This window comes from Pseudomonas sp. S2_E01, assembly GCF_054668365.1.
In genome coordinates this window covers 1,884,302-1,903,855 of sequence record NZ_CP162762.1, presented here as the reverse complement: position 1 = coordinate 1,903,855, position 19,554 = coordinate 1,884,302, and the positions used below count along the sequence as shown (strand labels likewise).

At 60.9% G+C, this 19,554-nt stretch carries 16 protein-coding genes; 11 read left to right on the top strand and 5 right to left on the bottom strand.

The annotated features are described in order from the left end of the window. Nucleotides 1–162: 162 nt before the first annotated feature. From AB4O36_RS08725 to AB4O36_RS08705, 5 genes are all read right to left on the bottom strand, one after another. On the bottom strand, nucleotides 163–540 hold the full coding sequence (locus AB4O36_RS08725) for a response regulator (RefSeq protein ID WP_460141489.1): 378 nt from the start codon (nucleotides 538–540) through the stop codon (nucleotides 163–165). 77 nt (nucleotides 541–617) lie between these two features. Next, complete coding sequence (locus AB4O36_RS08720; RefSeq protein ID WP_460123658.1) at nucleotides 618–1,799, bottom strand: hybrid sensor histidine kinase/response regulator; 1,182 nt, start codon at nucleotides 1,797–1,799, stop codon at nucleotides 618–620. Next, nucleotides 1,793–2,386: a chemotaxis protein CheB gene (locus tag AB4O36_RS08715; RefSeq protein WP_460141488.1), complete on the bottom strand. Its 594-nt coding sequence runs from the start codon at nucleotides 2,384–2,386 to the stop codon at nucleotides 1,793–1,795. Before AB4O36_RS08715 ends, AB4O36_RS08720 begins: the two co-directional genes overlap by 7 nt. After that, nucleotides 2,383–3,198, bottom strand: a complete 816-nt coding sequence (locus tag AB4O36_RS08710) for a CheR family methyltransferase (protein ID WP_460126657.1) — start codon at nucleotides 3,196–3,198, stop codon at nucleotides 2,383–2,385. Before AB4O36_RS08710 ends, AB4O36_RS08715 begins: the two co-directional genes overlap by 4 nt. Nucleotides 3,199–3,215: 17 nt before the next feature. Continuing rightward, nucleotides 3,216–6,707, bottom strand: coding sequence for a response regulator (locus AB4O36_RS08705; protein WP_460141487.1), 3,492 nt, complete (start codon nucleotides 6,705–6,707; stop codon nucleotides 3,216–3,218). A gap of 269 nt (nucleotides 6,708–6,976) precedes the next feature. On the opposite strand from AB4O36_RS08705, the gene AB4O36_RS08700 reads away from it, so the two are divergent. From AB4O36_RS08700 to AB4O36_RS08650, 11 genes are all read left to right on the top strand, one after another. Then, on the top strand, nucleotides 6,977–7,342 hold the full coding sequence (locus tag AB4O36_RS08700) for a response regulator (RefSeq protein ID WP_460123650.1): 366 nt from the start codon (nucleotides 6,977–6,979) through the stop codon (nucleotides 7,340–7,342). Between the two features lie 90 nt (nucleotides 7,343–7,432). After that, a complete protein-coding gene (locus AB4O36_RS08695) occupies nucleotides 7,433–8,728 on the top strand; it encodes a glycosyltransferase (protein ID WP_460123647.1) in 1,296 nt (431 codons plus the stop codon). An 86-nt stretch (nucleotides 8,729–8,814) separates the two neighbouring features. Next, complete coding sequence (locus AB4O36_RS08690) at nucleotides 8,815–9,657, top strand: phospholipase (protein ID WP_460141486.1); 843 nt, start codon at nucleotides 8,815–8,817, stop codon at nucleotides 9,655–9,657. 68 nt (nucleotides 9,658–9,725) lie between these two features. After that, complete coding sequence (locus AB4O36_RS08685; protein WP_460123641.1) at nucleotides 9,726–10,631, top strand: helix-turn-helix domain-containing protein; 906 nt, start codon at nucleotides 9,726–9,728, stop codon at nucleotides 10,629–10,631. A 265-nt stretch (nucleotides 10,632–10,896) separates the two neighbouring features. Continuing rightward, nucleotides 10,897–12,207, top strand: coding sequence for an ABC transporter substrate-binding protein (locus AB4O36_RS08680; RefSeq protein WP_460123638.1), 1,311 nt, complete (start codon nucleotides 10,897–10,899; stop codon nucleotides 12,205–12,207). Between the two features lie 150 nt (nucleotides 12,208–12,357). After that, on the top strand, nucleotides 12,358–13,284 hold the full coding sequence (locus AB4O36_RS08675; protein WP_460123635.1) for a carbohydrate ABC transporter permease: 927 nt from the start codon (nucleotides 12,358–12,360) through the stop codon (nucleotides 13,282–13,284). 10 nt (nucleotides 13,285–13,294) lie between these two features. After that, the gene (locus AB4O36_RS08670; protein ID WP_460123632.1) at nucleotides 13,295–14,125 is read left to right on the top strand and encodes a carbohydrate ABC transporter permease; all 831 of its coding nucleotides are present in this window, start codon (nucleotides 13,295–13,297) and stop codon (nucleotides 14,123–14,125) included. 148 nt (nucleotides 14,126–14,273) lie between these two features. Further along, entirely contained in the window at nucleotides 14,274–15,377 is a 1,104-nt protein-coding gene (locus tag AB4O36_RS08665; protein ID WP_460141485.1) for an ABC transporter ATP-binding protein, read from the top strand. A 16-nt stretch (nucleotides 15,378–15,393) separates the two neighbouring features. Further along, a complete protein-coding gene (locus AB4O36_RS08660; RefSeq protein WP_460141484.1) occupies nucleotides 15,394–16,866 on the top strand; it encodes a mannitol dehydrogenase family protein in 1,473 nt (490 codons plus the stop codon). 102 nt (nucleotides 16,867–16,968) lie between these two features. Beyond that, nucleotides 16,969–18,465 carry a xylulokinase gene (gene xylB, locus AB4O36_RS08655; protein WP_460141483.1) on the top strand — a complete coding sequence of 499 codons (1,497 nt, stop codon included), beginning with the start codon at nucleotides 16,969–16,971 and terminating at the stop codon, nucleotides 18,463–18,465. A gap of 13 nt (nucleotides 18,466–18,478) precedes the next feature. After that, nucleotides 18,479–19,420, top strand: coding sequence for a carbohydrate kinase family protein (locus AB4O36_RS08650; RefSeq protein WP_460141482.1), 942 nt, complete (start codon nucleotides 18,479–18,481; stop codon nucleotides 19,418–19,420). The last annotated feature ends 134 nt before the right edge of the window (nucleotides 19,421–19,554 follow it).

Sequence of the window (19,554 nt, the reverse complement as noted above, 5' to 3'; positions counted from 1 at the left end):
CAAGCCCGCTCCCACAAAAGATCAAAAGCATCCCGCAATCCCCTGTAGGAGCGAGCTTGCTCGCGATGGTAGACCGGCCACCGCGGGCATTCAGGCTACCCGCGAAAGCGATGTGTCAGACACCGCTCATTGGCATGACACACCGCAGTCGCAGGTAAATCCCTACTCCAACATGTCCTGCATCAGTTCCTGCAGCTCATCCAGGTCAAACGGTTTGGCCAGAATGGGCGCCTTGCGCGTGATCGGGCTGTCGGTCTCGCGGATTTCCTGCGGGTAACCGCTGATGAAAATCACCTTCAGTTCCGGCCGCAGCTTGACCGCCGGCTCGGCGATCTGCACACCGGAGATCCCGCCCGGCAGGCGAAAATCGGTGATCATCATGTCCAGGTGCGGTTTGCTCGCCAGGATCGCGAAGGCCTGCTCGCCGTTTTCGGCCTGCAGCACCCGATAACCCTCCCCCGACAGATAAGCCGACAGCACCATCAGAATCGAGGGGTCATCTTCGACGATCAGTACCACGTCTTGTGCATCTTCACTCATGGGAAGCCTTTGTTCGGTCAATAGCTGCTGATACGACCGTGAGGTCGATCAGAGGTTGCGTTCGTCCGGCTGTTTTCCTACAGCGGCAGACAAACGCGAAACAGGGCGCCTTCGCCAATCCGGCTGTCGACGGTTATGGTGCCGCCATGGGCGGTCACGATCTGTTCTGAAATAAACAACCCCAGGCCCAGCCCGGCGACCGCGTGCTTGGCGGTCACCCGTTCGAACTGCTGGAAAATGCGCTTCTGGTTTTCCTCACCAATGCCGATGCCAAAATCGCGCACTTCCACCCGTGCCTGGTCCTGCTCACTGTACACCTTCACGTCGATCGGGCCCTTGGCACCGTAACGCAAGGCGTTGGTCAGCAGGTTGGAAATCACCTGCTCGATACGAAATTCGTCCCAATTACCCACCACTGGCTGCTCAGCGTCCAGGGAAACCGTGCATTCGGCGGCATCGATCTGCGGCATGAAATTCTGTAACAAGTTGCGAACCAGCACCGAAAGGTCGAAGCGTGACGGTCGTATCGACAGCTTGCCAGTACGTATCCGTGACACATCCAGCATGTCTTCGATCAGGCGGATCAGGCTCTTGATTTGCCGTTCGTCGCGATCAACCATCGCATGCATCTTGTCCAGGGTAAACGCCGCAGCGTTATCCCGGGCCAGGTGCATCTTGCGTAGCTGGGTTTCCAGGATCAGGCCGTTGAGTGGCGTGCGCACTTCGTGGGCAACAATCGACATGAAGTCATCGCGCATGCGGACCGCCTGCTGTAATTCCAACTGCGTGCTCTGCAACTCCTTCAGCAGCGCTTCCTGTTCGCGGCGGCTCTGCTCCAAGGCTTCGACCTGTCGCTGCATGGCCTTGCTCTGGCGGTAGAGCTCGACGAAGACATTGACCTTGCTCTTGACCGCGTGGATATCCAACGGCTTGTGAAGGAAGTCCACCGCCCCGCTTTCGTAGCCCTTGAACGCGTAGTTCAGCTCGCGGCCTGCGGCACTGACGAACACAATCGGGATGTGCTTGGTTTTCTCCGTGCCACGCATCAACTCGGCCAGTTCGAAGCCGTTCATGCCGGGCATCTGTACGTCGAGGATGGCCATCGCGAATTCGTGTTGCAGCAATAACGACAGGGCCTCGTCAGCAGACAGCGCCTTGTACACCACGCGATCTTCGCGCTTGATCAGCGCTTCGAGCGCCAACAGGTTTTCCGGCAGATCGTCGACGATCAGCAGCTTGGTTTGGATATTACTTAACATGCGATTCGTTCCAGCTCGGCAAGCAGACGGCCAATGCCGTGGATGGGGAGAATGTGATCAGGCTGGTGAGTGTCCAGCGCGGCCAGGGGCATGGTCGCGACCTGCGCCTCGTTCGGATCTTGAACGATGGTCAGGCCACCCTGTCGCTTGACCTGCGCCAAGCCCTTCGCGCCATCGCGGTTGGCACCGGTCAGCAGCACCGCCGCCAGGGACGGGCCGTAGGCATCCGCCGCCGACTCGAATAAAAAGTCGATGGCCGGGCGCGAGTAATGCACACGGTCTTCCAGGCTCAGGGAGAAGCTGCGGTCCTGTTCTATCGACAAATGATAGCCGGGCGTCGCGAAATACAGGGTGCCCGCCTCGACGGGACTCTTGTCACCCGCCTCTTCGACACGCATCGCCACGCGGCGGGCGAACACCTCGGCCAACTGGCTGCGGCGCTCGTCCGGCAGGTGCAGGACAACGATGATCGGCAGTGTGAAGCCTTGACGCAAAGGGCCGAGAAGCCCCATCAACGCTTCCACACCACCGGCCGACGCGCCGATCACGATGGCCTCTACCCGAGGTAAATCCGCAGCCTGGCTCATGATTTACGGTAGATCCGTTCTTGTTTCACCAACGGCTCGAATTGGTTGCCGAAGCTGGAAAAGTCCGGGGTTTCCTTGCTGCCCAACACCAGGAATCCCCGATGGCACAAGGATTCATGGAACAGCCCGAAGGCCCGATCCTGTAGTTTTTTATTGAAATAAATCAGTACGTTACGGCATGAAATTAACTGGGTTTCCGAGAACACGCTGTCCGTCGCCAGGCTGTGGTCGGCGAAGGTCACGTTCTCACACAGACTCTTGTCGAAAATCGCGTAGCCATAGGCGGCGGTGTAATAGTCAGCAAACGAGCGCTGGCCACCGGCCTTCTGGTAGTTATGCGTGTAGGCGCGGACATTTTCCATGGAGAAAATCCCCTGTTTGGCCTTCTCCAGCGAGCGCGGATTGATGTCGGTGGCATAGATGATAGTGCGCTCCAGCAAACCTTCCTCGCGCAGCAGGATGGCCATCGAATACACCTCTTCGCCGGTGCTGCACCCCGCGATCCAGATCTTGATCGAGGGGTAGGTCCTGAGCAGCGGCACCACTTCCCGGCGAATGGCCAGGAAGTGCGAAGGGTCGCGGAACATCTCGCTGACCGGGATCGTCAGCAGTTGCAGCAACTGCATGAAAGCCGTGGGATCGTGCAGCACCTTCTCTTGCAGCGCCGAAATGGTCGCGCATTCGAACTGGTTCAGCGCATGCAACACCCGACGCTTGATCGACGCCCCGGAATAGTCACGAAAATCGTAGCTGTATTTGAGGTAAATCGCCTCGATCAACAGCCGCAGCTCGATTTCGCTGTTGTGCTCCATTGAATACGTACGTTCCACTAAATGCGTTCCATCTTCGGTAACCACACGCGAATCAGAGAGAAGAGGCGGTCCAGGTCAATGGGCTTGGCCAGGTAATCGTTGGCGCCCGCCTGCAGGCAGCGCTCCTGATCGTCCTTCATGGCCTTGGCGGTCACTGCGATGATCGGCAGCTTGCGCCAGCGCGGATCCTGGCGGATCAGGCTGGTGGCCTCGAACCCGTCCATCTCCGGCATCATCACGTCCATCAACACCAGATCGATGTCCTCGACTTCGTTGAGTTTCTCGATCGCTTCGCGACCGTTGCGGCCAATGACCACCACGGCGCCCTTGTGCTCCAGCGCGCTGGTCAGGGCGAAGATGTTGCGAACATCGTCGTCCACCAGCAGCACCTTGCGACCCTCGAAGACCTTGTCGCGGCTGCGCGCGGTCTTGAGCATCGTCTGGCGCTCATGGGACAACTTGGATTCGACTTTGTGCAGAAAGAGTGTGACCTCGTCGAGCAGGCGCTCCGGGGAGCGCGCGCCCTTGATGATGATCGAGCGTGAATATTTGCGCAGCTCGGCCTCTTCGTCACGGGTCAGGTTGCGCCCGGTGTAGACGATGACCGGCGGGAAGGAACAGATTTCCTCGGTGGACATGCGCTTGAGCAGGTCATTGCCGAGCATGTCCGGTAACTTCAGGTCGATGATCATGCAGTCGTAAATGTGCGTGCGCAACAGATCCAGCGCGTCCTGGGCCAGGCCCACGGCGGTGATCTCGATGTCATCATCGCCGATCAACCGGGCGATGCTGTCGCGTTGCAGGTCGTCGTCCTCCACCAGCAGCACGCGCTTGACCTTCTGGGTCAGCTTGGCTTCGAGGCGGCCAAACACGTCCTTGAGCTCTTCGCGGGTGGTGGGCTTGACCGCATACCCGATGGCGCCCATGTGCATGGCGGCCTCGACGCGGTCCTCGACCGAAATCACGTGCACCGGAATATGCCGCGTCTCGGCGTTTTCCTTCAGGCGCTGCAACACCGTCAAGCCGGAATGGTCCGGCAGGCGCATGTCGAGCAGGATGGCGTCGGGGATGAAATCGCTTGCCAGCTCGTAACCTTCGTCGGCGCCATGGGCGACCAGGCACTGATAGCCCAGTTCGTGCGCCAGGTCATAGAGGATGTGCGCGAAGTTCGGCTCGTCTTCCACCACCAGAATACAGCGGGTCTTGAAGGGCGCCATGGTGCGGTCGTCCTCAAAACGCGGAATCTGCACCTCGGTAACCCGTGCTGCCGGCAGGGCAGCCGGCGCGCTCGGCATGCTCGCCACCGGTGCAACCCGCAATGGCGTCGCTGGAGCATCTCCCGATTCCACATACTCCTGCGGCAGCACCAGGGTGAAGACACTGCCCTGCCCCGGCGCACTGGTGACACTGATGGAACCGCCCAACAGCGCCGCAAGGTCACGGGAAATCGACAGGCCCAGCCCCGTACCGCCATAACGGCGATTGGTGGTGCCATCGGCCTGACGGAACGCCTCGAAAATGCTCTCCTGCTGATCGGCAGCAATGCCGATCCCGGAATCGCGCACGACAAACGCGATGCCGTCGTGGGGCTGACTGGCAACCGTCAGGCTGACCGAGCCCTGCTCGGTGAACTTCACCGCGTTGGACAACAGGTTCTTGATCACTTGCTCCAGGCGCTGGCGGTCGGTGAAGATCGTCGTCGGCGAGCCCGGCTGGACGTCGATCCGGAACTCCAGTCGCTTGTCTGCCGCCATCGGCTCGAACATGCTGCGCAAACCGTCCACCAGGCGCGCGACGCTGGTGGTTTCCGGGCGCACTTCCAACTTGCCGGCCTCGACCTTGGAAATGTCGAGAATGTCATTGATCAAGTTGAGCAGATCATTGCCGGCCGAATAGATCGACTCCGCGAACTTGACCTGTTCGGCGCTGAGGTTTTCCTGGGGGTTTTCCGCCAGCAGCTTGGCCAGGATCAACGAACTGTTGAGCGGCGTGCGCAGTTCGTGGGACATGTTGGCGAGGAATTCGGACTTGTACTTGCTCGAACGCTGTAGTTCTTCGGCACGCTCTTCCAATTGCGCCTGCGCCTGGTTGAGTTCACTGTTCTTCAGGTCCATGGCGTCGCGCTGGTCGGCCAGGGTCTGCGCCTGTTCGGCGAGCTGTTCGTTGGTCTGCTCAAGCTCAACCTGCTGGGTTTCCAGGTGAGCCTGGGATTCCTTGAGCACCCGCGACTGTTCTTCCAGCTCTTCGTTGGCGGTCTTGAGTTCTTCCTGCTGGACTTGCAACTCTTCATTGAGCTGCTGGGTTTCAGCCAGCACTTCCTGCAAGCGCTGGCGATAGCGCGCCGCCTCGATGGACGTGCCGATATTGCCGGCGATCAGTTCAAGCAATTCAACGTCGCGGTCGTCCAGCGGGCGCAGGAAGCCGAGCTCGATCACGCCGTTGACGCGTTTATCATCGCTCGTCGGCACCACCAACACGCTGTGCGGCAAGCCTTCGCCAAGGCCCGAGCTGACTTTGAAATAATCCTGCGGCACCGAGTCCAGACGAATCAAACGCGCCTGTTGCGCCACCTGGCCGACAATGCCTTCGTCGCTGTAAATGTGCTGTTCCAGGGCTTCCTGCTCACGGGAGAAACCGTACGTCGCGATGCGTTTGAGCCCGCCGTGTTCTTCACGCACGTAAAGCGCCGCGACGGCTGTACCCAGGTATTGCGCACAGAACTGCAGAATGTTGCGACCCAGTAGATTGAGCGACAACTGCCCCAGCACCTGTTCGGCCAGTTCGGTCTGGCCATTGCGCAGCCACGCCTGTTTTTCCAGGCGCTGGGCGCTTGCGTGCTGTGCCGCCAGGTTGGCCGCATAATTTTGCGACAGATTGAGCAGATCGCGCCGACCGATGTACGCCAGCAAGGCGCTGATGGCGAAGATGAACACCAGATAGAGGCTGATGCTCCAGATCGTCGTGCGGCGCACATCGGCATTGCGCGAGGCGCGCAATTGCTGCTCGGTGGCCACGACGTCCTCGAACTGTTTGCGCACCTCGTCGGTCAGGCGTTTGCCGCGACCCGCCTTGACCGCACTGCGATAATCCCCGGAGGAGCGTTGCAGGTCGATCAGGTTCTGGGCGTACGCCCCCCACTCCTTCTGCAGCACCTGGATCTGGTGCAGGCGATCGGTCTGTACCGGGTTGTCCGCGGTCAGTTCCAATAGCGTATCAATGGTCACCGTCAGCCTTGGTTTGGCCGTTTCGTAGGGTTCGAGGAATTTCTCGTCGCCACCCAGCAGAAAGCCGCGCATGCCGGTTTCCTGGTCAACGGTAAGTTTCACCGCTTCATTGGCGTTATTGATCACTCGGTCGGTGTGCTCCACCCACTGAATCACTGACAACAGATAGGTGATCAAGACTACGAAAAATATCGCGCTGAGCGCGCCGACGCCCAAGGGCAGGCTGATATTACGGCTCAGCAGTTTACGAAAGCGTTGTTCATCAACCGAAGACGCTGTGGTCATGGGTGGGCCTTGTCGTCTGTTGGAATATTGGAAAACGGGGATTTTGCCCCAAATGCGCCACATCGATCCATTTTTCTGACGTTTTTGTGCGCAAAATCCTACATTGCACTGCGCCCGCCGGGCAGAGCGCGTTATCCTTGTCCGCGCGTGCGCAGCTATTCTTTTTCCAGGTCCATTGGGAACTAGTAGGGCTTCGTGACTTACTCATGCAAGAGTCCGGCACTTCTTATCGACTGGACACAGTACCTTCAACCTCTGAGAGCCCCTTTATGTCCGCCGAACAATCCACCATCCTGGTCGTCGAAGACGACGACATCGTGCGTATGCTGATCGTAGATGTCCTGGAAGAGCTGGAGTTCAAGGTTTTGGAGGCCGACGGCGGCGAGCAGGCCCTGGCGTTTCTCAACGACAGCTCCCAGGACATCCACCTGATGATGACCGACTTCGGCTTGCCCGGCATGGATGGCCGGGAACTGGCCACTCAGGCACGCATGGCGCGTCCCCTGCTGCCGGTCCTTTTCGCCAGCGGCTACGCCGAGAACATCGATGCGCCCGCCGACATGCATGTCATCGGCAAGCCGTTCTCCATCGACCAACTGCGCGACAAGGTCAAAGGCATTCTTAATCAGGGCTGATGGAGGCCTGTGCCCGTCGGGTAACCACCTCAGTCATTATTTAATGTCGCCCCGGCTCTCCCCCCTCCCGCGCTTCTAGGAATTTCCCGCATGAATCAGCCCCGCGCCACCAGAATCCTGGTCATTGGCTATGTCTGGCCCGAACCCAAGTCTTCGGCGGCGGGCGGCTATGTCATGCAACTGCTCGGGACGTTCCTGCAACAAGGCTGGGACGTGACGTTCAGCAGCCCCGCAGGCGCGGGCGAGCATCAGGAAGACCTGACCGTGCTGGGCATCCGCGAAGTGCCGATCGAATTGAACAACAGCAGTTTTGATGCCTTCGTCAGCGACCTGGCGCCGGACATCGTGCTGTTCGAGCAATTCATGATGGAAGAGCAGTTCGGCTGGCGCGTGGAAAAACACTGCCCCGAGGCGCTGCGCGTATTGGCCACCCAGGACCTGCAAAGCCTTCGCCACGCCCGGCATCAACGGCTCAAGGACCGTCTGAAGGCCAGTGATGATGACAACGACTTCAGCGCCTTGTTTGCCCCGGCGTTGCGCGAAGAATTCGAACTGATGGCCGATACGGACCTGGCCAAGCGGGAAATAGCGGCGCTGTACCGTTGCGACTTGAACCTGATGATCTCCGAAGTGGAAATCGAGCTGTTGGTCGAGCAGTTCAAGGTGCCGCGCAGCCTCCTGCACGGGTGCCCGTTGATGGTCGAACCACCGAGCGCCGCGCCAGCCCCATTTGAAGCGCGGGCGAACTTCCTGAGCATCGGCAACTTTCGCCATGCGCCCAACTGGGATGCGGTGCTGTGGCTGAAAAACACCGTTTGGCCGCTGATCCGCCAGCAGTTGCCCACGGCGCAACTGCATATTTATGGCGCCTACACGCCACCCAAGGCCACCGCGCTGCATAACGCGGCCCAGGGTTTCCACGTGATGAACTGGGCCGAAGATGCCTTGCAGGTGATGAGCGCCGCGCGGGTGTTGCTGGCCCCGCTGCGCTTTGGTGCGGGCATCAAGGGCAAGAACCTCGACGCGATGCTCTGCGGCACGCCTAACGTCACCACGCCGATCGGCGCCGAAGGCATGCACGGCGAGGCCGACTGGCCCGGGGCGATTACCCGAACGGCCCGCGAGTTCGCCGATCAGGCCGTGAAGTTGTACACCGACCAGGCCCTTTGGCAGAGGGCCCAGGCACAGGGATTGTCACTGTTGACCGAGCGTTACCGGCAGTCCGTCCACGGTCCGGCCTTGATCCAAAGGCTGTCCGAGTGCCGGCAACACCTGGCAGACATTCGCCGGGACAATTTCACCGGCAGCATGCTGCGTCATCACCAGCACAAGAGCACCCAGTACATGGCGCAGTGGATCGAGGCGAAGAACCGCAACGTTCAGTAGCAAGGTCGGGATTGGTTTTCTGTTTTTCTGTCCTTATACCTGACACTCACAGATAAACCCCATTCAGCCACAAGGAATGTACGCTGATGAACAAACGCACCTGGATGAGCACCATCCTCGAGGTCGATACCCTCAAACTCACCGACATCGTCTGGCCCTGTGCCCACAATGCCGGCATGGACAAGAAGGCCCCCAACTACGATGTGATCGTCGGCACCTGGACCACGTGCCAGAACGATTCGTTCGCCTTCCAACTGGCGAACGGCATCCGCGCATTCGATTTGCGCCTGGGCTACCGGGAGGACGACAGTCAACCGGTCTTTTACTTTCATCACCGCGGTTTTGAATCCCATCGGCGGCTGGACGAACTGATCGATGCCGTTCTGGCATTCATCGATCGCCATGAGCATGAGTTCATCGTCCTGGACTTCCACGAACTGGGCGACGACCAACCGTTCGACTCGCGCAAACTTGGCGAAACACTGATGAGTCGGCTCGGCTCGCGTTGCGTGCTCGCCATGGACGCCTGGAAAACCATTGGGCAGCTCAAGGCCGACAGTTCGCTTCGACGGATCGTCATGTCGGCGCCACCATTACCCGGTGTCAACGGCTCGCATTTCTGGCCGCGAATCCCGCATAAATGGTTGGACAGCTTATTCACCAGTACCGATGAACTCAGGCGCCACATCGGCACGACCCTGCAAAACCTGTCGAATGAAACCTTCCTGTGGTCGCTCTCGGCCACCGGCTATTCACTGCTGCGCGGGCCTCTGCCGCTGAAGGATGAAATCAACGACTGGTTTAGTACCGCTGGCGACTGGGTGACCCGTTGCAGCCTGATCAATGTCGACTTTTTCGACGAATCGAAGATCGTCCAATACTGCTGGAGCGCCAGCAGCATGAAGGCCGTCGCCCGGCAAGACAGCTGAACCAGGCTGGCATTAAGCGGCACGAAAGAGGCATGATCGGTACGCGAAAATAAAAAAAGCGCCTCGACATGACCCGAACCGCCCGAGTGACCGACCCTTCCTACGAACTGATGGATGACCACAACGGTTTGTCCATCATTTATCGCCAGCATGGCTTCCCCTGCCCGCTGGTGCGCTGGCATTTCCACAAGGAGTACGAACTGCACCTGATCGTTGCCAGCTCCGGCAAGGTGTTCATTGGCGACTACATCGGCAACTTCCATCCTCAAACGCTGTTTCTCACCGGCCCCAACCTGCCTCATAACTGGATCAGCCAGGTGGCCGAAGATGAGGTGGTGCCCAAGCGCGACATGCTGGTCAACTTCACCGACGAACTGTTCGAGAGCGGCCACCAGGTGTTTGCCGAACTCAAGACCCTGGCACCGTTGCTGGAGCGCGCGCAGTACGGCATCGAGTTTCGCGCCAAGCACACCATCCGCCAGGCCATGACCTTGATGCAGCGCATTGCCGATACTCAGGGCGTGACCCGCCTGGGGCATTTTTTCATCCTGCTGGAGCTGCTCGCCAGCTGCGACGATTACCAGTTACTGTCCGGAGCGACCACGCCGCAACTGGCGGACGAACACAACGTCGACCGCACCAACCGCGCGGTGGACTACATCTTCGCCCACTACGCCCGCGAGCTCCCGTTGGAGGAAGTCGCCGAGCACCTGGGCATGAAGCCGACCTACTTCAGCCGCGTGTTCAAACAAGCCACCGGCCGCAATTTCATCGAATTCGTCAATCGGCTGCGCATCAGCAAGTCCTGCGAGTTGCTGGCCGATGGTGATAAGCCAGTGACGGATGTGTGCTTTGAGTCGGGGTTCAACAACATTTCCAACTTCAATCGGCGCTTCCAGCAGCTCAAGGGCATGACCCCATCGCACTATCGGCGGTTGGTGGTGCAGCGCCTGACCGAGCAGAATCTGGGCTGACTCAAGGTTCTCTGTGGGAGCGGGCTTGCCCGCGATGGCGGTGTGTCAGCCAGCATGGGGGGTATCTGATATCCCGCCATCGCGGGCAAGCCCGCTCCTACAGTGGCCAGCTATCCAGTGCAAAAAAGTATCAGTCAACGTGCGATGAACGATTTGTCTCATCGCCCGTTGAAGGCTGTAATCAGCGCACCTCTTCCATCGATGGAAGACACAAAAACAATAACTGTCCTTCTGCGACCCGCCGGGTGCAGAAAAGGAGTGCACGATGCAACCTTCTGTAAAAGCTCTGCTCGCCCTCACCTGCATGACCCTCAGCAGCGTCAGCCTCGGCGCCCAGACGCTGACCATCGCCACCGTCAACAACAGCGACATGATCCGCATGCAAAAGCTCTCGAAGACCTTCGAGGCCGAGCACCCGGACATCAAGCTCAATTGGGTGGTGCTGGAAGAAAACGTCCTGCGCCAGCGCCTGACCACCGACATCGCCACCCAGGGCGGTCAGTTCGACGTGTTGACCATCGGCATGTACGAAGCGGCACTGTGGGGCGCCAAGGGTTGGTTGGAACCGATGAAGGATCTGCCCGCTTCCTACGACCTGGACGACGTGTTCCCTTCCGTGCGCGAAGGCCTTTCAGTGAAGGGTTCGCTGTATGCACTGCCTTTCTACGCCGAGAGCTCGATCACCTATTACCGCACCGATCTGTTCAAGGACGCCGGCCTCACCATGCCCGAGCGGCCGACCTGGACCCAGATCGCCGAATTCGCCGGCAAACTCACCCACAAGGACAAGGAACAGTACGGCATCTGCCTGCGCGGCAAGGCCGGCTGGGGCGAGAACATGGCGCTGATCACCACAGTCGCCAATGCTTATGGCGCACGCTGGTTCGATGAAAAATGGCAGCCGGAATTCAACGGTCCCGAGTGGAAGAACGCGCTGAACTTCTACGTCGACACCATGAAAAAATCCGGCCCGCCGGGTGCGTCGAGCAACGGCTTCAACGAAAACCTCGCGTTGTTCAACAGCGGCAAGTGCGCGATCTGGGTCGACGCCAGCGTCGCCGGCTCGTTCGTCACCGACAAGACCCAGAGCAAGGTCAGCGACCACGTCGGTTTCACCTACGCGCCGCACGAAACCACTGATAAAGGCTCGGCGTGGTTGTACTCCTGGGCCCTGGCAATCCCTACCAGCTCCAAGGCCAAGGACGCCGCCAAAACCTTCAGCGCCTGGGCGACCTCCAAAGAGTACGGCGCGCTGGTGGCGAAAACCGACGGCATCGCCAACGTCCCACCGGGCACCCGCGCCTCGACCTACAGCGACGACTACATGAACGCAGCGCCGTTCGCCAAGGTTACGCTGGAATCGCTCAAGGCCGCAGACCCTGCCCAACCCGGTGCACGCCCGGTGCCTTACATCGGCATCCAGTTGGTGACCATCCCCGAGTTCCAGGCAGTGGGCACCCAGGTGGGCAAGCTGTTCTCGGCAGCGTTGATCGGCCAGAGCACGGTCGACCAGGCCTTGGCCGCGGCCCAGCAAACCACCGAGCGCGAGATGAAGCGCGCGGGTTATCCCAAGTAGCCGCCACACCTCTACCCACCCTGTGGGAGCGGGCTTGCCCGCGATGAGGGTGTGTCAGCCAACAAAGATGTCTCTGACACACCGCCATCGCGGGCAAGCCCGCTCCCACAGTTAGATCTCCTCAGGTCTGTATGACTAGGTGCTAACACCATGAACACCTCAACCGCCAAAGCCCAAATGGACATCCCCCAGCCGGTGCGCAAAAACCGGCTGGCCAACCCCGGCTGGTTTCTGGTCAGCCCCTCGGTGGCGTTGTTGCTGCTGTGGATGATCGTGCCGCTGGGCATGACCGTGTATTTCTCGATGATCCGCTACAACCTGCTCTACCCCGGCGAAAACGAGTTCGTGGGCATCGAGAACTTCACCTACTTCCTCACCGACTCGGGGTTCATGCCCGGCGCCACCAACACCCTGTTGCTGGTGGGCAGCGTGCTGCTGATCAGCGTGGTGCTGGGGGTACTGATCAGCGCCCTGCTCGAAGCCACCGATTTCCTCGGGCGAGGCATTGTGCGGGTGATGCTGATCTCGCCGTTTTTCATCATGCCCACCGTCGGCGCCCTGATCTGGAAAAACCTGATTTTCCACCCGGTGTCGGGGATCCTCGCCTACGTCTGGAAGCTGTTCGGCGCCCAGCCGGTGGACTGGCTGGCGCACTACCCGCTGCTGTCGATCATCATCATTGTCTCGTGGCAATGGCTACCGTTCGCGATCCTGATCCTGATGACCGCCATGCAGTCCCTCGACCAGGAACAGAAAGAAGCCGCACGCCTGGACGGTGCCGGGCCCATCGCGATTTTCTGGCACCTGACCCTGCCGCACCTGGCGCGTCCGATTGCGGTGGTGGTGATGATCGAGACCATCTTCCTGCTGTCGGTGTTCGCCGAGATCTTCACCACCACCAACGGCGGTCCCGGCTATGCCTCGACCAACCTCGCCTACCTGATCTACAACCAGGCGCTGGTGCAGTTCGACGTCGGCATGGCGTCGGCTGGCGGCCTGATCGCCGTGGTCATCGCCAACATCGCGGCCATCGTGCTGGTGCGCATGATCGGCAAAAACCTGACAGACAAAGCCTGAGGCCCGCGCCATGACCCTTCAACAATCCCGTCGCCTGCAAAGTCTGCTGCTGGGCACCCTGGCCTGGGCCATCGCGATCCTGATTTTCTTCCCGATCTTCTGGATGGTGCTGACCAGCTTCAAGACCGAAATCGACGCGTTCGCCACGCCGCCGCAATTCATCTTCACGCCGACGCTGGAGAACTACCTGCACATCAACGAACGCAGCGATTACTTCAGCTTCGCCTGGAACTCGGTGGTGATTTCCTTCAGCGCCACCGCCCTGTGCCTGCTGATCGCGGTGCCGGCGGCCTACTCCATGGCGTTCTACGAAACCCAGCGCACCAAAGGCACGCTGCTGTGGATGCTCTCCACCAAGATGCTGCCGCCGGTGGGCGTACTGATGCCCATTTACCTGCTGGCCAAGAGTTTTGGCCTGCTGGATACGCGCATCGCGCTGATCATCATCTACACGCTGATCAACCTGCCGATCGTGGTCTGGATGGTGTACACCTACTTCAAGGACATCCCCAAGGACATCCTCGAAGCCGCTCGCCTGGACGGCGCCACCCTGGCTCAGGAAATGCTGCGGGTGCTGCTGCCGATCGCCAAGGGCGGCCTGGCCTCCACCGTGCTGCTGTCGCTGATCCTGTGCTGGAACGAGGCCTTCTGGTCGCTGAACCTGACTTCGTCGAAAGCCGCCCCCCTGACCGCCCTGATCGCCTCCTACTCAAGCCCGGAGGGTTTGTTCTGGGCCAAGTTGTCCGCCGTCTCGACCCTGGCTTGCGCGCCGATCCTGATTTTTGGCTGGATCAGCCAGAAGCAATTGGTGCGGGGGCTTTCCTTTGGTGCCGTCAAGTGAATCAACCCCATCCCCTGTAGGAGCGAGCACGCTCGCGATGGTCGCCAACAATGACGCTGGCAGCCTGACACCCCACGGTGCCCTGAAGTCCATCGCGAGCATGCTCGCTCCTACAGAAAAGTCATAATGCATGAGGAGGCCCAACCCCATGGCCAACCTGAAAATCAAAAACCTGCAAAAAGGTTTCGAAGGCTTTTCCATCATCAAGGGCATTGACCTTGAGGTGAACGACAAGGAGTTCGTGGTCTTCGTCGGCCCTTCGGGCTGTGGCAAGTCCACCCTGCTGCGCCTGATCGCCGGCCTGGAAGAGGTCAGCGGCGGCACCATCGAACTCGATGGCCGCGACATCACCGAAGTCAGCCCGGCCAAGCGCGACCTGGCCATGGTGTTCCAGACCTACGCCCTGTACCCGCACATGAGCGTGCGCAAAAACATGTCGTTCGCCCTGGACCTGGCCGGCGTGCCCAAGGCCGAAGTCGAGAAGAAAGTCGCCGAAGCAGCGCGCATCCTCGAACTGGGGCCGATGCTGGAGCGCAAGCCCAAGCAACTGTCGGGCGGTCAGCGCCAGCGCGTGGCGATCGGCCGGGCCATCGTGCGCAACCCGAAGATCTTCCTGTTCGACGAACCGCTGTCCAACCTCGACGCCGCCCTGCGCGTGCAGATGCGCCTCCAGCTGCTGCGCCTGCACAAGGACCTGCAAGCCACCATGATCTACGTGACCCATGACCAGGTGGAAGCCATGACCATGGCCGACAAGGTCGTGGTGCTCAACGGTGGCAGGATCGAGCAGGTGGGTTCGCCACTGGACCTCTATCACCACCCGGCCAACCTGTTCGTCGCAGGTTTTCTGGGCACGCCGAAAATGGGGTTCCTCAAGGGCAAGGTCACGCGCATCGACAGCCAGGGTTGCGAAGTTGCACTGGCCGCCGGCACCCACGTCAGCCTGCCGTTGAGCGGCGCCCATCTGAGCATTGGCGACGAGGTGACCCTGGGCATTCGCCCGGAGCACCTGGAACTGGCCAAACCTGGCGATTGCACCCTGCACGTCACCGCCGACGTCAGCGAACGCCTGGGCAGCGACACCTTCTGCCACGTGCGCACCGCGTCCGGTGAAGCGTTGACCCTGCGCGTACGCGGCGACCTGGCCAGCCGCTACGGCGAAACCCTGCGCCTGCACCTGGACGCCGAGCACTGCCATTTATTCGATGCCAACGGCGTGGCGCTGGCCCGTCCACTGCGCGTCGCCGCCTGATTCCCGAGAATTTGCGATGAAACTCAATACCCAAAACCTGCACAACCTCGCACCTGAAGTGGCCCTGCCGGCGTACAGCCTGAGCGACGTTCGCCAAGGCATCGCCCACATCGGCGTCGGCGGTTTCCATCGTGCCCATCAGGCCTATTACACCGACGCCTTGATGAACACAGGCGTTGACCTGGACTGGGCGATCTGCGGCGTCGGCCTGCGTACCGAAGACCGCCGCGCCCGCGATGACCTCAAGGAACAGGATTACCTGTTCACCCTGTTTGAGCTCGGCGACAGCGACGACACCGAAGTTCGGGTGATCGGCGCGATCCGCAACATGCTGCTGGCTGAAGACGGCGCGCAGGCGCTGATCGACAAACTGGCCAGCCCCGAGATCCGCATCGTCTCGCTGACCATCACCGAAGGCGGCTACTGCATCGACGACAGCAACGGCGAATTCATGGCTCACCTGCCGCAGATCCAGCACGACCTGGCGCACCCGAACGCGCCGACCACCGTGTTCGGCTTCCTCTGCGCCGCCCTGGCCAAACGCCGCGCCAACGGCATCCCGGCGTTCACCCTGATGTCCTGCGATAACCTGCCGCACAACGGCGCCGTTACCCGTAAGGCGCTGCTCGCCTTTGCAGCATTGAGCGATGCCGATCTGCGCGACTGGATTGCCGAGCACGTGAGCTTCCCCAACGCCATGGTCGACCGCATCACACCGATGACCAGCACCGCCCACCGCCTGCAACTGGCTGACAAACACGGCGTTGACGATGCCTGGCCGGTGGTCTGCGAACCCTTCGTGCAGTGGGTGCTGGAAGACAAGTTCGTCAACGGACGCCCCGCCTGGGAACAGGTCGGCGTGCAGTTCACCGATGATGTAACGCCCTACGAAGAAATGAAGATCAAGCTGCTCAACGGCAGCCATCTGGCACTGACCTACCTGGGCTTCCTGAAGGGTTACCGCTTCGTTCACGAGACCATGAACGACCCGCTCTTCGTGCGCTACATGCGCGCATACATGGACCTGGACGTCACCCCACAACTGTCGCCAGTGCCGGGCATCGACCTGGAGGATTACAAGAACACGCTGGTCGAGCGCTTTTCCAATCAGGCGATTGCCGATCAGTTGGAGCGGGTATGCTCGGACGGCTCGTCGAAGTTTCCCAAGTTCACCGTGCCGACCATCAATCGATTGATAGCCGATGGCCGGGAGACCCAACGCGCGGCGCTGGTGGTGGCGGCTTGGGCGTTGTATCTGAAAGGGGTCGATGAGCATGGCGCGACCTACACGATCCCGGACCCACGGGCGGCGTTTTGTCAGGCGCTGGTGGCTGATGATACGTTGATGACCCAGCGGTTGCTGGCGGTCGAAGAAATTTTTGGCACCGCGATCCCGCGTTCGGCAGAGTTTGTGGCGGCGTTCGAGTGGTGCTGCAACAGTTTGCGGGAGGTGGGGGTTTCGGCGACGCTGGAGCGGGTATTGGCTTGAATGCGGCGGTGACTGTGCCGCCGTCATCGCTGTAGGAGCGAGCTTGCTCGCGATAGCGCTAGTAGAGACATCCCATAACTTGAACCTTGACAGGACCCACCCATGCCCACCCAACACCTCTACCTCGGCATCGACTGCGGCACCCAGGGCACCAAGGCCATCATCCTCGACGCCGCCAGTGGCCAGGTCCTGGGTGAAGGCGCTGCCCCGCACACCTTGATCACCGCTGCCAACGGCCGCCGCGAGCAGGACACCGCGCAGTGGATCGACGCCTTCAAGTCAGCCACCCGCCAGGCGCTGGCCGCCGCCAATGTCGACGGCAGGACCATCCAGGGCGTTGGCGTGTCCGGCCAGCAACACGGCCTGGTACTGCTCGACGACCAGGGTCAGGTCCTGCGCCCGGCCAAGCTGTGGTGCGACACCGAGACCACCCCGGAGAACGACCGCCTGCTGGCCTACCTGGGCGGCGAGCAAGGCTCGCTGGAGCGATTGGGCGTGGTCATCGCGCCGGGCTACACGGTGTCCAAGTTGCTATGGACCAAGCAGCACCATCCCGACGTGTTCGCGCGCATCGCCCACATCCTGCTGCCCCACGACTACCTCAATTTTTGGCTCACCGGGCGCAGTTGCGCCGAATATGGCGATGCCTCGGGCACCGGTTATTTCAACGTGCGCACCCGCCAATGGGACGTTGAGCTGTTGCGCGACATCGACCCGGACGGACGCCTGGAGGCGGCGCTGCCCGAGCTGATCGAAGCCCACCAACCGGTCGGCCCGCTGCTGCCGGAGATCGCCGAACAGCTCGGCCTCAACCCGTGGGCAGTGGTGTCCAGCGGTGGCGGCGACAATATGATGGGCGCCATCGGCACGGGTAACATCCAACCGGGCATCATCACCATGAGCCTGGGTTCGTCCGGCACCGTTTACGCCTACGCGGATCAGCCGCAGGTCAGCCCGGACGCCGCCGTGGCGACGTTCTGCTCGTCCAGCGGCGGCTGGCTGCCGTTGATCTGCACCATGAACCTGACCAACGCCACTGGGACGATTCGCGAACTGCTCGACCTCGACATCGCCCAGTTCAACGCCCTGGTGGCGCAAGCGCCCATCGGCGCCGAGGGCGTGAGCATGCTGCCGTTCCTCAACGGCGAACGCGTGCCCGCCCTGCCCCACGCCACCGGCAGCCTTCAAGGCTTGACCATGACCAACCTGACCCGGGCCAACCTGTGCCGCGCGGTGGTCGAAGGCACCACCTTCGGTTTGCGTTACGGGTTGGACCTTTTGCGTGACAATGGCTTGCAAAGCCACAGCATCCGCTTGATTGGCGGCGGCTCGAAAAGCCCGGTGTGGCGGCAGATCGTCGCCGACATCATGAACACACCCGTGATCGGCACCGTCCACGGCGAAGCTGCTGCCCTGGGCGCGGCCATCCAGGCCGCGTGGTGCACGTCGCGGGCAAACGGTCGGGAAGACAGCCTGGCGCAACTGTGCGAGCGTTGCGTGACACTCGACCCGGCCAGCGAAACCTTGCCGATTGCCGCCAACGTCGCGGCCAGCCAGCAGGCCTATGAACGCTATCGACAGCATGTCGCAACCCTTTGAAGAGTGAACAACCATGTATCTGGTGTGTGGCGAAGCGCTGTTTGATTTCTTCAGTGAAGAGGACGCCAGTGGCCTGGCGTCCAACGTAAATTTCAAGGCCATTGCTGGCGGTTCGCCCTTCAACGTCGCGGTTGGCTTGCGCCGGCTGGGCGTGGACTCGGCATTGTTCGCCGGGCTGTCCACGGACTACCTCGGCCGACGGCTGTTCAAGGTGTTGCAGACCGAAGGCGTGCGCACCGATTACCTGCTGGAGTTCGCCGCGCCGACCACCCTGGCCATGGTGGCCGTCGGCGCCAATGGCTCGCCACAATACAGCTTCCGTGGCGAAGGCTGTGCGGACCGGCAGTTGCAGGTCGAACACCTGCCGGACCTCGGCCCTGAAGTGCGCGGCTTGCACGTCGGCTCTTACTCGTTGGTCGTACAGCCGATTGCCGACACCCTGTTGGCGCTGGTGCAACGCGAACGCGGCAAACGCCTGATCAGCCTCGACCCGAACGTGCGGCTCAATCCGCAGCCGGATATCGAACTGTGGCGCTCACGGGTGGCGACGCTGGTGCAACTGGCGGATTTGATCAAAGTCAGCGATGAGGATTTGCACCTGCTTTACCCCGAACAGGACCCGACACAGGTGATCGAGGGCTGGTTGCAGCATCGTTGCCAGGTGGTGTTCCTGACACGCGGCGGTCAGGGGGCGACGGTGTTCAGTCGCCAGCACGGCGCATGGTCCGTGCCGGCCACCCCCGTGAAAATCGCTGACACCGTGGGCGCAGGCGACACCTTCCATGCGGCATTGATCACATGGCTGACCGAACAGCGTTTGGATTCGGTGCAAGGTGTACAGCAACTGACGCGTGAGCAGATCGACGCGATGCTCAAGTTTGCCGTGCAGGCCGCAGCGCTGACCTGCAGCAGGACCGGGCCGGACTTGCCGTATCGGCGGCAGTTGGGGCAATGATCGTTCCTACAGGCTCTAGTGTCATGCACACATCCGTGCCCCGCCACCGCCCCACAGGGTTTGGTGCCATGCACCCATCTGCATTCCAACAACGACTACTGTAGGAGCGAGCATGCTCGCGATGGTGGCCCAGA